At 64.1% G+C, this 11,669-nt stretch carries 13 protein-coding genes; 12 read left to right on the top strand and 1 reads right to left on the bottom strand.

What is annotated here, in order from left to right:
- Positions 1–62: 62 nt before the first annotated feature.
- Genes phnG through phnN form a run of 7 tightly spaced genes read left to right on the top strand, consistent with a single transcriptional unit; the run spans position 63 to position 5,149 of the window.
- Positions 63–521: a phosphonate C-P lyase system protein PhnG gene (gene phnG / locus FCK22_RS11060; protein ID WP_067261343.1), complete on the top strand. Its 459-nt coding sequence runs from the start codon at positions 63–65 to the stop codon at positions 519–521.
- The gene (phnH, locus tag FCK22_RS11055) at positions 521–1,081 is read left to right on the top strand and encodes a phosphonate C-P lyase system protein PhnH (protein ID WP_067261341.1); all 561 of its coding nucleotides are present in this window, start codon (positions 521–523) and stop codon (positions 1,079–1,081) included. The genes phnG and phnH overlap by 1 nt, the downstream gene beginning before the upstream one ends.
- On the top strand, positions 1,081–2,184 hold the full coding sequence (locus FCK22_RS11050) for a carbon-phosphorus lyase complex subunit PhnI (protein ID WP_067261339.1): 1,104 nt from the start codon (positions 1,081–1,083) through the stop codon (positions 2,182–2,184). Before phnH ends, FCK22_RS11050 begins: the two co-directional genes overlap by 1 nt.
- A 47-nt stretch (positions 2,185–2,231) precedes the next feature.
- Positions 2,232–3,101 (top strand): alpha-D-ribose 1-methylphosphonate 5-phosphate C-P-lyase PhnJ, encoded by an 870-nt coding sequence (locus FCK22_RS11045; protein WP_067261460.1) that lies wholly within the window; start codon positions 2,232–2,234, stop codon positions 3,099–3,101.
- Entirely contained in the window at positions 3,098–3,868 is a 771-nt protein-coding gene (gene phnK / locus FCK22_RS11040) for a phosphonate C-P lyase system protein PhnK (RefSeq protein ID WP_067261337.1), read from the top strand. Before FCK22_RS11045 ends, phnK begins: the two co-directional genes overlap by 4 nt.
- 52 nt (positions 3,869–3,920) lie before the next feature.
- On the top strand, positions 3,921–4,604 hold the full coding sequence (phnL, locus tag FCK22_RS11035) for a phosphonate C-P lyase system protein PhnL (RefSeq protein ID WP_136720423.1): 684 nt from the start codon (positions 3,921–3,923) through the stop codon (positions 4,602–4,604).
- Positions 4,601–5,149: a phosphonate metabolism protein/1,5-bisphosphokinase (PRPP-forming) PhnN gene (gene phnN, locus FCK22_RS11030; protein ID WP_067261333.1), complete on the top strand. Its 549-nt coding sequence runs from the start codon at positions 4,601–4,603 to the stop codon at positions 5,147–5,149. The genes phnL and phnN overlap by 4 nt, the downstream gene beginning before the upstream one ends.
- On the opposite strand, the gene FCK22_RS11025 is transcribed toward phnN, so the two are convergent.
- Entirely contained in the window at positions 5,125–5,802 is a 678-nt protein-coding gene (locus FCK22_RS11025; RefSeq protein ID WP_067261332.1) for a DUF1045 domain-containing protein, read from the bottom strand. The genes phnN and FCK22_RS11025 overlap by 25 nt on opposite strands.
- Positions 5,803–5,849: 47 nt before the next feature.
- Here FCK22_RS11025 and FCK22_RS11020 point away from each other — a divergent pair, with 47 nt between their 5' ends.
- The 5 genes from FCK22_RS11020 (at position 5,850) to FCK22_RS11000 (ending at position 11,642) form a co-directional block, all read left to right on the top strand.
- A complete protein-coding gene (locus FCK22_RS11020) occupies positions 5,850–6,998 on the top strand; it encodes an alpha-D-ribose 1-methylphosphonate 5-triphosphate diphosphatase (RefSeq protein ID WP_067261459.1) in 1,149 nt (382 codons plus the stop codon).
- A gap of 210 nt (positions 6,999–7,208) precedes the next feature.
- Entirely contained in the window at positions 7,209–9,605 is a 2,397-nt protein-coding gene (locus FCK22_RS11015; protein ID WP_231886274.1) for a PAS domain S-box protein, read from the top strand.
- 60 nt (positions 9,606–9,665) lie between these two features.
- Entirely contained in the window at positions 9,666–9,953 is a 288-nt protein-coding gene (locus tag FCK22_RS11010; RefSeq protein ID WP_067261325.1) for an SH3 domain-containing protein, read from the top strand.
- 164 nt (positions 9,954–10,117) lie between these two features.
- On the top strand, positions 10,118–11,053 hold the full coding sequence (locus FCK22_RS11005) for a class II glutamine amidotransferase (protein ID WP_067261323.1): 936 nt from the start codon (positions 10,118–10,120) through the stop codon (positions 11,051–11,053).
- 22 nt (positions 11,054–11,075) lie between these two features.
- On the top strand, positions 11,076–11,642 hold the full coding sequence (locus FCK22_RS11000; RefSeq protein WP_067261322.1) for a poly-gamma-glutamate hydrolase family protein: 567 nt from the start codon (positions 11,076–11,078) through the stop codon (positions 11,640–11,642).
- Positions 11,643–11,669 lie beyond the last annotated feature (27 nt).

Below are 11,669 nucleotides of genomic sequence, written 5' to 3'. Positions count from 1 at the left end.
AGGCCAGCGGCTAATACTTGTCTAGTTGTATAGTAAATTAGACAAATGCACAAGGTGTCTAGATGACGGTTGAAACCAAGGAAAAGACCCGCGACAGGCAGGCGTGGATGGGCCTGCTCGCACGGGCCGAGGCCCGCGATCTCGCCCGGCTTTGGGAGGGCTTCGGCCCCCTGCCCGCCCATGAGGTGCTCCGCGCGCCTGAGATCGGCGGCGTCATGCTGCGGGGCCGGATGGGCGCTGTGGGCGATGCCTTCAACATGGGTGAGATGTCAGTCACGCGCTGTTCGGTCCGGCTGACGGATGGGCCAGACGGGCACGCCTATGTGCAGGGCCGCAGCCGCGACAAGGCGCTGCAAGCAGCCCTTGCCGACGCGCTGATGCAGGGTGATGCGGCGGATGAGGTCCGCGCGAAACTGCTCGACCCGCTGGCCGAGATCGAGGGCCAGCGCCGCGCCAGCCGTGCCGCCAAGGCCGCCGCCACCAAGGTCGACTTTTTCACCATGGTCAGAGGAGAAGACTGATGCAGACCCTATCGCTGACAGGTGGGTTTCGCGACGCGCCCAAAGACGCCGCTTTTGCCTTTCGCGCGGTGATGAACGCCATGGCCAAACCGGGGGAGATCAACAGCGTGACCGGGGCCGAACCGCCTGCGGGTCTCTCCACCGCCGCCGGGGTTGTCCTGCTGACGCTCTGCGACCCCGAAACGCCGCTCTACCTCGCGCCCGGCTTCGACCGGCCCGAAGTGCGCGACTGGATCACCTTCCACACCGGCGCGCCCTTCGCCCCCGCAACTGCGGCGCAATTCGCCTTGGGCGCTTGGGACGATCTGCCGCGCGGCGACTTCCCCCTCGGGACCGCCGCCTACCCCGACCGCTCTGCCACGCTGATCGTCGAGGTGGATGATCTGCACGGCGATGGCGCGACCCTCTCCGGCCCCGGCATCAAAGACAGCGCGGCATTGTCTCTGCCCGAGCGCGCCGCCTTCCAACAAAACGCGGCGCTCTTCCCGCGTGGGCTGGATTTCATTTTCACCTGCGGCGACCGTCTGGCGGCGCTGCCCCGAAGCACAAAGGTGTCCTGATGTATGTAGCGGTAAAAGGCGGCGAGCGGGCGATCGACAACGCCCACGCATGGCTCGCCGAAGAGCGGCGCGGTGACGCAAAGGTGCCCGAACTCAGCGTCGCGCAGATTCGCGAGCAGATGACGCTGGCGGTGAACCGGGTGATGGCCGAAGGCTCACTCTATGATCCCGACCTCGCTGCGCTGGCGATCAAACAGGCGCGGGGCGATCTGATCGAAGCGGTGTTTCTCATCCGCGCCTATCGCACCACCCTGCCGCGTTTCGGGGCCTCGCGCCCGATGGACACCGGAACCATGGCCTGCGACCGCCGCGTCTCGGCCACCTTCAAGGACGCGCCGGGCGGGCAGGTCTTGGGGCCGACCTTCGACTACACGCACCGGCTGCTGGATTTCAAACTCGCCGCCGATGGTGAGGTGCCCCCGGCCCCCGAAGCGCCCGAGGCCGAACCGCCCGCGGAGACGCCGCACATCATGGAATTCCTCGACCGCGAAGGGTTGATGCAGCGCGACACGGACAGCAAGACCCCGCCGCGCGACCTGACCCGCGAGCCGCTGGAACTCCCCGCCACGCGCGACCTGCGCCTGCAAGCGCTGACCCGTGGCGACGAGGGCTTTGTTCTCGGCATGGCCTACTCCACGCAACGCGGCTATGCGCGCAACCACGCTTTCGTCGCGGAACTGCGCATCGGCAAAGTCGCGGTCGAAATGGATATTCCCGAACTGGGTTTCGCCATTGAGATCGGCGAGGTCGAGCTGACCGAATGTGAGACGGTGAACCAATTTGCAGGCTCCAAGACCGAGCCGCCGCAGTTCACCCGCGGCTATGGGCTGGTCTTCGGCATGTCCGAGCGCAAGGCGATCTCCATGGCGCTGGTAGACCGGGCCTTGCGTTGGGAGGAGTTGGGCGAAGACAACCTCGGCGCGCCGGCGCAGGACGCGGAATTCGTGCTCTATCACGCCGACAACATTCAGGCGACGGGGTTCTTGGAGCATATCAAACTGCCCCATTACGTCGACTTCCAATCCGAACTCGAACTGATCCGCAAACTGCGCCGCGAGGCGACAGCCGCGGCGCAAGACGCAGCACGGGAGGCCGCGGAATGAACCTTGCGATGACACAGAGTGACCAAGACAGGCATGAGGACCGGGGCATGAACGACTACAATTTTGCCTATCTGGACGAGCAGACCAAACGGATGATCCGCCGCGCGATCCTGAAAGGGCTGGCGATCCCGGGCTATCAGGTGCCCTTTGCCAGCCGCGAGATGCCGATGCCTTACGGCTGGGGCACTGGCGGGGTGCAAGTCTCTGCCGCGGTGCTGACGCCCGAGGATACCTTCAAGGTGATCGACCAAGGGGCCGATGACACGACCAACGCCGTCTCGATCCGCCGCTTTTTTCAAAAGACCGCCAGTGTCGCCGTGACCGAAGCCACGACCGAGGCCAGCGTCATCCAAACCCGCCACCGCATCCCCGAAGCCACGCTGCGCGAGGATCAGGTGCTGGTCTATCAGGTGCCGATCCCCGAACCGCTGCGCTTTCTTGAGCCTTCGGAGGTCGAGACCCGCAAAATGCACGAGCTGGAGGAATACGGGCTGATGCATGTGAAACTTTACGAAGACATCGCCCAGCACGGCGCGATTGCCACGGCCTATGCCTATCCGGTCAAGGTCGAGGGGCGCTACGTGATGGACCCATCGCCGATCCCGAAATTCGACAATCCGAAACTGGAAATGGCCGCGATCCAACTCTTCGGCGCGGGGCGCGAGCAGCGGATCTATGCGCTGCCGCCCTATACGCAGGTCGTCTCGCTGGATTTTGAGGACCACCCCTTTGAGGCGAGCAAGGCCGACCATCCTTGCGGCCTCTGCGGGGCCGAGGACAGCTATCTGGATGAGTTGATCGTCGATGATGCAGGTGGGCGTTTGTTCATGTGCTCCGACACCGATTATTGCGCGGCCCGTCAGGCCGCCGGGCATCGCGGCGCGGATGCGGCACCTGTGGTGGAGGGCATGGCATGACCCCCTTGTTGCAAGTGGAAAACATCGCGAAATTCTATGGTGCGCGGATCGGCTGCACCGATGTCAGCTTTGACCTCTTCCCCGGCGAAGTCATGGGGATCGTCGGGGAAAGCGGCTCGGGCAAGTCGACGCTGCTGAACACGCTGGCGGGGCATCTGACGCCGGATCGCGGGGCGGTGCGTTTCGACACCCGCGCCGACGGGCTGCGCGACACGGTGACGATGAGCGAGCCGGAGCGCCGGATGCTGTCGCGCACCGATTGGGCCTTTGTCCACCAGCACGCCCGCGACGGGCTGCGCATGAACGTCAGCGCAGGCGGCAATGTCGGTGAGCGGCTGATGGCCGTGGGCGCGCGGCACTACGGCGACATCCGCGCCAGCGCCACCGATTGGCTGGGCCGGGTTGAGATCAACGAAGACCGGATCGACGACCGGCCTTCGGCCTTCTCTGGCGGGATGCAGCAGCGTTTGCAGATCGCCCGAAACCTTGTGACCGGACCGCGGCTGGTCTTCATGGACGAACCCACAGGCGGGCTGGACGTGAGCGTTCAGGCGCGGCTGCTCGACCTGCTGCGCGGGCTTGTGCGCGAGATGGGGCTGAGCGCCATCATCGTGACCCATGATCTGGCGGTGGTGCGGCTCTTGGCGGATCGGTTGATGGTGATGAAAGACGGCCATGTGGTGGAAACCGGCCTGACCGATCAGGTGCTCGACGACCCGCAGCACGGCTATACGCAGCTTTTGGTCTCTAGCGTGCTACAGGTGTGAACATGCAAAGAAAACCATTCAATTTCAGAATTATACCGAGCAAGGCTAAACCATGATACGCGTGGAAAATGCAAGCAAATCCTTCACCCTGCACAATCAGGGCGCTGCGGTGATCCCGGTGATGCGCGGCGGTGAGTTGACCGTGGCGCGGGGCGAATGCGTGGCGCTGACTGGCGCTTCGGGCGCCGGGAAATCGACGCTGATGCGGATGATCTATGGCAACTACCTGACCGCCTCGGGCCGGATCATGGTGGGCGATCTGGATGTCGCCCAAGCTGCCCCACGCGAGATACTGGAGCTGCGCCGTCATGTGCTGGGCTATGTCAGCCAGTTCCTGCGCGTCGTGCCACGGGTAGCAACGCTGGATGTGGTAGCCGAGCCGCTGCGCGCGGTGGGCAGCAGTGAGGCCGAGGCACGGGCCCGCGCCGAAGAATTGCTGGCACAACTCAACATCCCCGAACGGCTTTGGCAGCTCAGCCCCACGACCTTTTCCGGCGGGGAGCAGCAGCGGGTGAACATCGCGCGCGGCTTTGCGCATCCCTACCCCGTCCTGCTGCTGGACGAGCCGACGGCGAGCCTTGATGCCACCAACCGCGCCACGGTGCTGGCGCTGATCGAAGAGGCCAAAGCCCGCGGCACGGCGATCTTGGGCATCTTCCATGACGAAGCCGCCCGCGACCAAATCTGCGACCGCGAAGTGGACGTGACCCGCTTCACCCCCGGATTGGCGGCATGAGCGGGCGTTTCATCGCGGTTGTGGGGCCGTCGGGCGTGGGCAAGGACAGCGTGATGGCAGCGCTTGCCGAGGCGCAGCCCGACCTCTTCCTCGCCCGCCGCGCCATCACCCGGCCCAGCGAAGCGGGCGGCGAAGACTTCGACGGGATCGAAGAGGACACGTTCCTGCGGCTGGAGGCCGAAGGCGCCTTTGCCCTCAGCTGGGCCGCGCATGGGCTGCGCTACGGCATTCCCATCGCGGTCGATATGGCGCTGGCCGAGGGGCGCGACGTGCTGGCCAACCTCTCGCGCGCGGTGCTGACCGAAGCGAAGCTCAGGTTTGACCGGTTCGAGGTGCTGTCGCTCACCGCCGCGCCCGAAGTGCTGGCCGCGCGGCTGCGGGGCCGTGGGCGCGAGAGTGAAGCGGAAATCACCGCCCGACTGGCCCGCGCCGAACGGGCCTTGCCCGACCATATCGCCGCCATCGAGATCGACAACTCCGGCCCGCTGAAGCAGACCGTGGCACAGGCGCTGGCGGCGTTTTATCCCGAAAGGGCCGCGCGGTGAACCTCATGGAACATACCGTCTTCGGCCTGCCCCACCAGTGTCAGGCTGTCCAGCACGAAGGGCTGCGGCAGATGCGGCGTGATATAGGGGGCGAGCGCTGCGGTGACCTGCGGCAGATCGGCCTTGGGCAGTTTGCCGGTCAGGGTGATGTGAAAGCGGAACGCCTCCATCACATAAGGATAGCCCCATTGGCTGAGGTTGGCCTCCTGCTCTGGGGTCAGATTGGCCTGACGCCTGCGGGCCAGATCGGCCTCGGTCGGCGGCGCGCGGAAAGTATCGAGGCCGCGCACCACCTCGGCGGCAATCGCGTTGAGCGCGGCGGTGTCCCCCTCGGGCGTCAGCGCCAGAAACCGGCCCAGCGGGGTCAGCGCCAGCCCGTCCAGCGTGACCGGCGCAAGCCGCTTGCAAAGCGTCTTGAACTCGGTCAACACCCCGTCAGCCGTGGTGCCTTCGGCCAGCACGAACGGCGGCTTGACCGTCGCGTGCAGCCCGTATTTGCGCGGCGTTTCGGTCAGGGCGGCCACGTCCAGCCCCGCGACCTCAGGATGCGCCACGGCACGCCCGCGCGCCAAATCCCACCCCAGCCAAGCGGCCCCAGCCTCGGCCAATGCGCCCTGTGGCGTGTAATAGATCGCGTAGCGGTCGAACTTCATTCATCTTCTCCCTGCATCCATGGATGCGCAACAAGCGTGACCTTCACATGACAAAAGAAACCATTCTCGCCAATGCCAAAATTATCCTGCCCGATGCGGTGATCCCCGGCAGCGTGGTGCTGCGCGACGGGGTGATCGCCGAGATCGCCGAAGGCACCGCCCTGCCCAAAGGGGCGATCGATTGCGAAGGCCGCTACGTCGCCCCCGGGCTGGTGGAGCTGCATACCGACAACCTAGAGCGCCACATGAAGCCGCGGCCCAAGGTCGACTGGCCGCACCGTGCCGCTATCATCGCCCATGACCGCGAACTGGCGGGCACCGGGATCACCACGGTTTTCGACGCGATCCGGGTGGGGTCGATCCTGTCGGACGAAGGGCGCAAACGTTACGGAAAATACGCCCGCGACATGGCCGATGAGATCCTGATGATGCGCGACAGCGGGGCGCTGGCGATCAGCCACCACATCCACCTGCGCGCCGAGATCTGTTCCGAAACGCTGGAGGAGGAACTGGCCGAGTTTGGCCCCGACGATAAGGTCGGCATCGTCAGCCTGATGGATCACACCCCCGGCCAGCGGCAATTCCGCGACGTGCAAAAATTCGAGGATTACGTCTGCGGCAAGAACGGCCTGCCGCGGGAGGATTTCGGCGATTACGTCACCTTCCTACATGGGTTGCAGGACCGGCTTGGCGCGAAACATGAAGCGGCCGCGGTGGCGGCGGCGGCGCGCTATGGCGCGGCGCTGGCCAGCCATGACGACACCACCGCCGCACAGGTCGCGACCAGCCATGCCCATGGCGTGCGGCTGGCCGAATTCCCCACCACCCGCGAAGCGGCAGAGGCGTGCCATGCCCAAGACATCGCCACGATCATGGGCGCGCCGAACCTCGTGCGCGGCGGCTCACATTCGGGCAATGTCGCGGCCAAGGAACTGGCGGAACTGGACCTGCTCGATATCCTGTCGTCCGACTATGTGCCCGCAGCCCTTTTGCTGGGCGCAGTGCAACTGGGCAACCTATGGGGCGACATGGCACGCGGGCTCGCCACCGTGACCCGCACGCCCTCGCATCACGCAGGGTTGACCGACCGGGGCGAGATCGCCCTGGGCGCGCGGGCCGATCTGATCCTCTTTGACATCATGAAAGACGCGCCGATTTTGCGCGCGGTCTATGCCATGGGCAACCGCGTGGCGTAACCGCGCCCTGCCCCCTGCGCATCCGCCGGTCCCGGCGGGTGCCCCTCCCACCTATTTGCGCAAAAACCCGCCCCTTGTACGAATGTGGCTTTTTGCCCTCGTCTTGTCCCTCCATAAGGCTAGGTTAAACAAACCTGCATCTTGCAGTAATAATTTAGCCGGTCATCATGGCCGACAAGTTTGAGGAAAATGGTGCGAGAAGCATTCAGATTGGCGAGTGATCGCCTTGGCCAGATCGTCGAAGATGCGGCCAGCGAAGTTTACCTGTTTTCAGTCGAAGATTTCACCTTCACCCTCGCCAATCGCGGCGCGCGGGAGAACCTTGGCTATTCGATGGATGAGCTGCGCGGCATGGCGGCTTGGGACATCAAGCCCGAACTCTCGCGCGAGGCCTTTCTGGAACTCGTCCAACCGCTGCTGAGCGGTGAGAAGACGATGTTGGAATATGAGACGATCCACCAACGCAAGGACGGGTCGCGCTATAACGTGCTGACCCATCTGCAATTGATCGTGACTGAGAATGACACGGTCCTCTACGCGGCCATTCAGGACATTACGAAACAAAAAGAGGCCAACGCGGCGCTGACCAAGGTCTCGGCCCGGCTGGACGCCATCCTGAGCAACACGACGATGGCCATCTTCATGATGGACGACAAACAGCAATGCGTTTTCATGAACCGCGCCGCAGAAGAGCTGACCGGCTATCGGTTCGAGGAAACCGCAGGCCGACCGTTGCATGATGTGATCCACCACACCCATCCCGACGGGCGGCATTTCCCCATCGAAGACTGCGCCATCGACCGGGCCTTTCCCGAGAACCACCAGACCCAAGGGGAAGAGACCTTTGTCCATAAGGACGGCAGCTTCTACCCCGTGGGCTTCACCGCCTCCCCGATGAAGGACGAGACCGGCAAGACCGTGGGCACGGTGATCGAGGTGCGCGACCTGCGCGAAGAACTGCGCGCCCGCAATGCCGAGATCGAGTTCAACAACGCGCTGAAAACCAAGATCGAAGAGGCCATGGCCGAGCGGGACCGGCTTGAGGCGCAATTGGTGCAGGCGCAAAAGATGGAAGCCGTGGGCCAGTTGACCGGCGGCATCGCGCATGACTTCAACAACTTGCTGCAAGTGGTGGGCAGCAACCTGCAACTCTTGTCGAAAGAACTGCCCGAAGGCGACGCCAAGCGGCGGTTCGTCGACAATGCCATGGCAGGCGTGTCGCGCGGGGCCAAGCTCACCGCGCAGTTGCTGGCCTTTGGGCGGCAGCAGCCCTTGGAGCCGAAACCGCAGAACCTTGGCCGATTGGTGCGGGGCATGGACGACATGCTGCGCCGCACGCTTGGCGAAGGGATCGAGGTCGAGACGGTAATCTCGGGGGGCCTGTGGAACTGTCTTGTCGACCCGGCGCAGTTGGAGAACGTGATCCTGAACCTCGCCATCAACGCGCGCGATGCAATGGCCCATCACGGCAAGCTGACGATCGAAGTGGGCAATGCCGCGCTGGACGATGCCTATACGCAGAACCATCCGAACGTGGCGCCGGGCCAATATGTCATGCTGGCGATCACCGACACCGGCGCGGGCATCCCGCCCGAGATCATGGAAAAGGTCTTTGACCCCTTCTTCACCACCAAGGAGACCGGCGAGGGCACGGGGCTGGGCCTTAGCATGGTCTACGGTTTCGTCAAACAATCCGGCGGGCACATCAAGCTCTACAGCGAAGAGAAGCAAGGCACGACCGTGCGGGTCTACCTGCCGCGCACACAGCGCAAGGAGGAAAGCGCCCCGCTGCCCGCCACCACCGACACGCCCACCGGCAGTGGCGAGGTGATCCTTGTGGTCGAAGACGATGCCGCCGTGCGTGAGACTGCCGTCGATCAACTGCGCGATCTTGGCTATGGCGTGCTCACCGCCGAGAATGCGGACAGCGCGCTGGCGATCGTCAAAAGCGGGGTGCAGATCAACCTGCTGTTCACCGATGTGGTCATGCCCGGCAAAATCCGTAGCCCCGAGCTTGCCCGCGAGGCCAAGGCGCATCTGCCGAATGTCGGCGTGCTCTTCACCTCGGGCTATACGCAGAACGCCATCGTTCATGCCGGACGGCTCGACGAAGGGGTCGATCTGCTGAGCAAACCCTACACCCGCGAACGGCTGGCGCTGAAAATCCATGAAATCCTCTCGCGCCAAACCAGTGCCGACACCGCCCAGCCAGCGGCGGAGGCCGCGCCGAGCACCGATGACGCGCCGAAGGTGCTGTTGGTCGAAGACGATGCGCTGATCTGCATGGCCACGGCGGATATGCTCGCTGATCTGGGCTATGTCGTGACCGAGGCCGACAGCGTCGCCGCCGCGGAACGCAGCCTTCAGGCAGAACGGTTTGATGTCATGTTCACCGACCTTGGCCTGCCCGATGGCTCCGGCATGGAACTGGTGCAGCATGTGACGCAGCTGCGCCCCGAGATCGCCGTGATCATCGCCTCGGGCGCCGATCCGCGGGAATATGCCGAAGGCGATGCAGAGGCGGGTCGCTATGTCAGCTTGATGAAACCCTATGACGAACATTCGTTGAAACGGGCGTTGGAGCAGTGCAAGGCGGCGGCGGAATAAGGCGGCTAGGATCAGCCCGGTTTTCGATCTATGAGAAAGAAAACAAAAGAGAGGCAGATCATGCGCAGCATTACATTCGCAGCCGTTTCCACCGCCATGTTCATCGCCGGTTGCGCGGGCGTGGCCAGTGACCGCGTCATGGTGCACCGCACCGGGCCGGATGAGCTTTTAAAACTGCGGTCCGGGCCGGGTTTGGACTTCGGGATCATCATGGGGCTGCCCGACGGCACCATCCTGAACCGCCGCGATTGCGTGACCGAGATCGGGCAGTTGTGGTGCCGCGTCTCCTTGGCCGATGCGCCTGAGGTGCAGGGCTATGTCTCGGCGGATTATATCTCTGACATCTGATTTATGAACTCGGGTGGCCCGTTTGCCGGGCCGCCGCCCCCCGACGGGCGCGGCTCTAGGGCCGCGCTGCCGCGTCCCAAGTCGATTTTCGCGCGCCTTGCTCTATCTCAGCCCTTCACACCCTTTTTCGAAGTCGCTGAAATATCTCAAGAGTAAGGAAAACCATGTGCCGCTTCCTCGCCTATATCGGACCTGAACTGCCAATCGAGTCGCTGCTCCTTGCGCCTGAGAACAGCCTGCTGAACCAAAGCCTCGATCCGGAACTGCACCCAAGCCTTCAACTGGCCGGATGGGGGTTCGCCGCCTGGAGCGACCATCTGCTGCATCCCGAAGCACCGCTGCGCTACCACCGGCCCAAGGCCGCCTTTCACGACGACAACGCCAAATCGGTGATCCCTAGCCTACAGGCGCACACGCTGCTGTCGCATATCCGCGCGGCCTCTTATGACGCCAGCGTGGTGCAGGCCGATGAGAACTGCCACCCATTCTCCTTTGACCATACGCCGTGGATCATCGCCCAGAACGGCGCCCTGCCCCATTGGCGGCAGTTGCAGCGTGAACTCCTACCCCATTGCAAGGATCGCTACCTCACCCAGATGCGCGGCACGACGGATACGGAATTCCTTTATGTGCTGCTGCTGTCCCTGCTGGAGGGCGACAGCGACGAGGACGTGCAGCGCGGGTTTGAAAAACTGTTGCAGGTGATCTGCAAGGCTGCCCGCGACCTCGACCTCGCCGCGCTCACAAAGCTCAAGATCGCGCTGGTCAGCAGGGAGCGGATCATCGGCGTGAACTTTGGCTGCGGCCATGAGGGGGAGACGGATGTCACGGGCGATTGGCAAAAGCTGCGGGATGAGGACCTGCCCCTGTCGATGCTGCTTGAGCCGATCTACCTGCTCACCGGGGCGAATTTTCAGGACTATGCGAACACCTATGACATCGACGCCTGCCCCGAAGGGGGGGCCACCTCGGCCATCCTCGCGTCGGAACCGCTGACCGAAAACGCGGAGGAATGGCTGAAGATCGAATTCGGCGAGATCGTATTTCTGGAGCGGAAGGACGGGCTGATCCGCAAAACGGTCCGCAAGCTCGACGTGTAACCGCCATTTAACAGGAGCCTTTATGGCAGATCGCTTCCAGAATTTTGCCGACCTCTCCGCTGAGATGAACGCGGGCGTCGATTACCGCATCCGGGCCGAGGACCGCGGCAGCGCGGTCGTCATTCTGGCCCCGCATGGCGGCACGATCGAACCCGAGACGGGCCTGATCGCCGAGGCCATCGCGGGGCGCGACCTGTCGCTCTATGTCTTCGAGGCGCTAAAGCCCGGGGCGCATGGGGATTTTCACATCACCTCGCACCGTTTCGATGAGCCGCAGGCGCTGGCGCTTGTCGGCAGCGCCGAGGGGGCCGTCGCCGTACATGGCCGCAAGGACGATGGCACAGAAACCGTATGGCTCGGCGGGCGGGACAAGGCGATGCGCGATGCCATCGGCGCCGCCCTGCGCAAAGCGGGCTTCGGGGCAGAGGTGAACACCGCCCTGCCCGGCCTACATGAGACGAACATCTGCAACCGCACCGGCAAGGGCGCGGGGGTCCAGCTTGAACTGCCCCGGTCGCTGAGGCGCCATCTGGCAGAGGATGCGGATTTGCTTGAAAGGTTCAGCCGGGCGGTGCGTGCCGCGCTTTAGCCGGATGTAGCAGGCCCGGCTGGCGGG

Source organism: Sulfitobacter sp. 15WGC (assembly GCF_005068605.1).
In the GTDB taxonomy this organism is placed as follows: Bacteria; Pseudomonadota; Alphaproteobacteria; order Rhodobacterales; family Rhodobacteraceae; genus Sulfitobacter; species Sulfitobacter faviae.
The sequence above is the reverse complement of the archived record's forward strand: the minus strand, read 5'-3'. Positions and strand labels throughout refer to the sequence as shown.

Excerpts from the sequence above, each read along its gene's own strand:
- FCK22_RS11025 (WP_067261332.1), bottom strand. The coding sequence starts at position 5,802 with ATGAAGTTCGACCGCTACGCGATCTATTACACGCCACAGGGCGCATTG.
- phnL (WP_136720423.1), top strand. The coding sequence starts at position 3,921 with ATGATACGCGTGGAAAATGCAAGCAAATCCTTCACCCTGCACAATCAG.
- FCK22_RS11045 (WP_067261460.1), top strand. The coding sequence starts at position 2,232 with ATGAACGACTACAATTTTGCCTATCTGGACGAGCAGACCAAACGGATG.
- phnK (WP_067261337.1), top strand. The coding sequence starts at position 3,098 with ATGACCCCCTTGTTGCAAGTGGAAAACATCGCGAAATTCTATGGTGCG.
- FCK22_RS11010 (WP_067261325.1), top strand. The coding sequence starts at position 9,666 with ATGCGCAGCATTACATTCGCAGCCGTTTCCACCGCCATGTTCATCGCC.
- phnH (WP_067261341.1), top strand. The coding sequence starts at position 521 with ATGCAGACCCTATCGCTGACAGGTGGGTTTCGCGACGCGCCCAAAGAC.
- phnG (WP_067261343.1), top strand. The coding sequence starts at position 63 with ATGACGGTTGAAACCAAGGAAAAGACCCGCGACAGGCAGGCGTGGATG.
- FCK22_RS11050 (WP_067261339.1), top strand. The coding sequence starts at position 1,081 with ATGTATGTAGCGGTAAAAGGCGGCGAGCGGGCGATCGACAACGCCCAC.
- FCK22_RS11000 (WP_067261322.1), top strand. The coding sequence starts at position 11,076 with ATGGCAGATCGCTTCCAGAATTTTGCCGACCTCTCCGCTGAGATGAAC.
- FCK22_RS11005 (WP_067261323.1), top strand. The coding sequence starts at position 10,118 with ATGTGCCGCTTCCTCGCCTATATCGGACCTGAACTGCCAATCGAGTCG.
- phnN (WP_067261333.1), top strand. The coding sequence starts at position 4,601 with ATGAGCGGGCGTTTCATCGCGGTTGTGGGGCCGTCGGGCGTGGGCAAG.
- FCK22_RS11020 (WP_067261459.1), top strand. The coding sequence starts at position 5,850 with ATGACAAAAGAAACCATTCTCGCCAATGCCAAAATTATCCTGCCCGAT.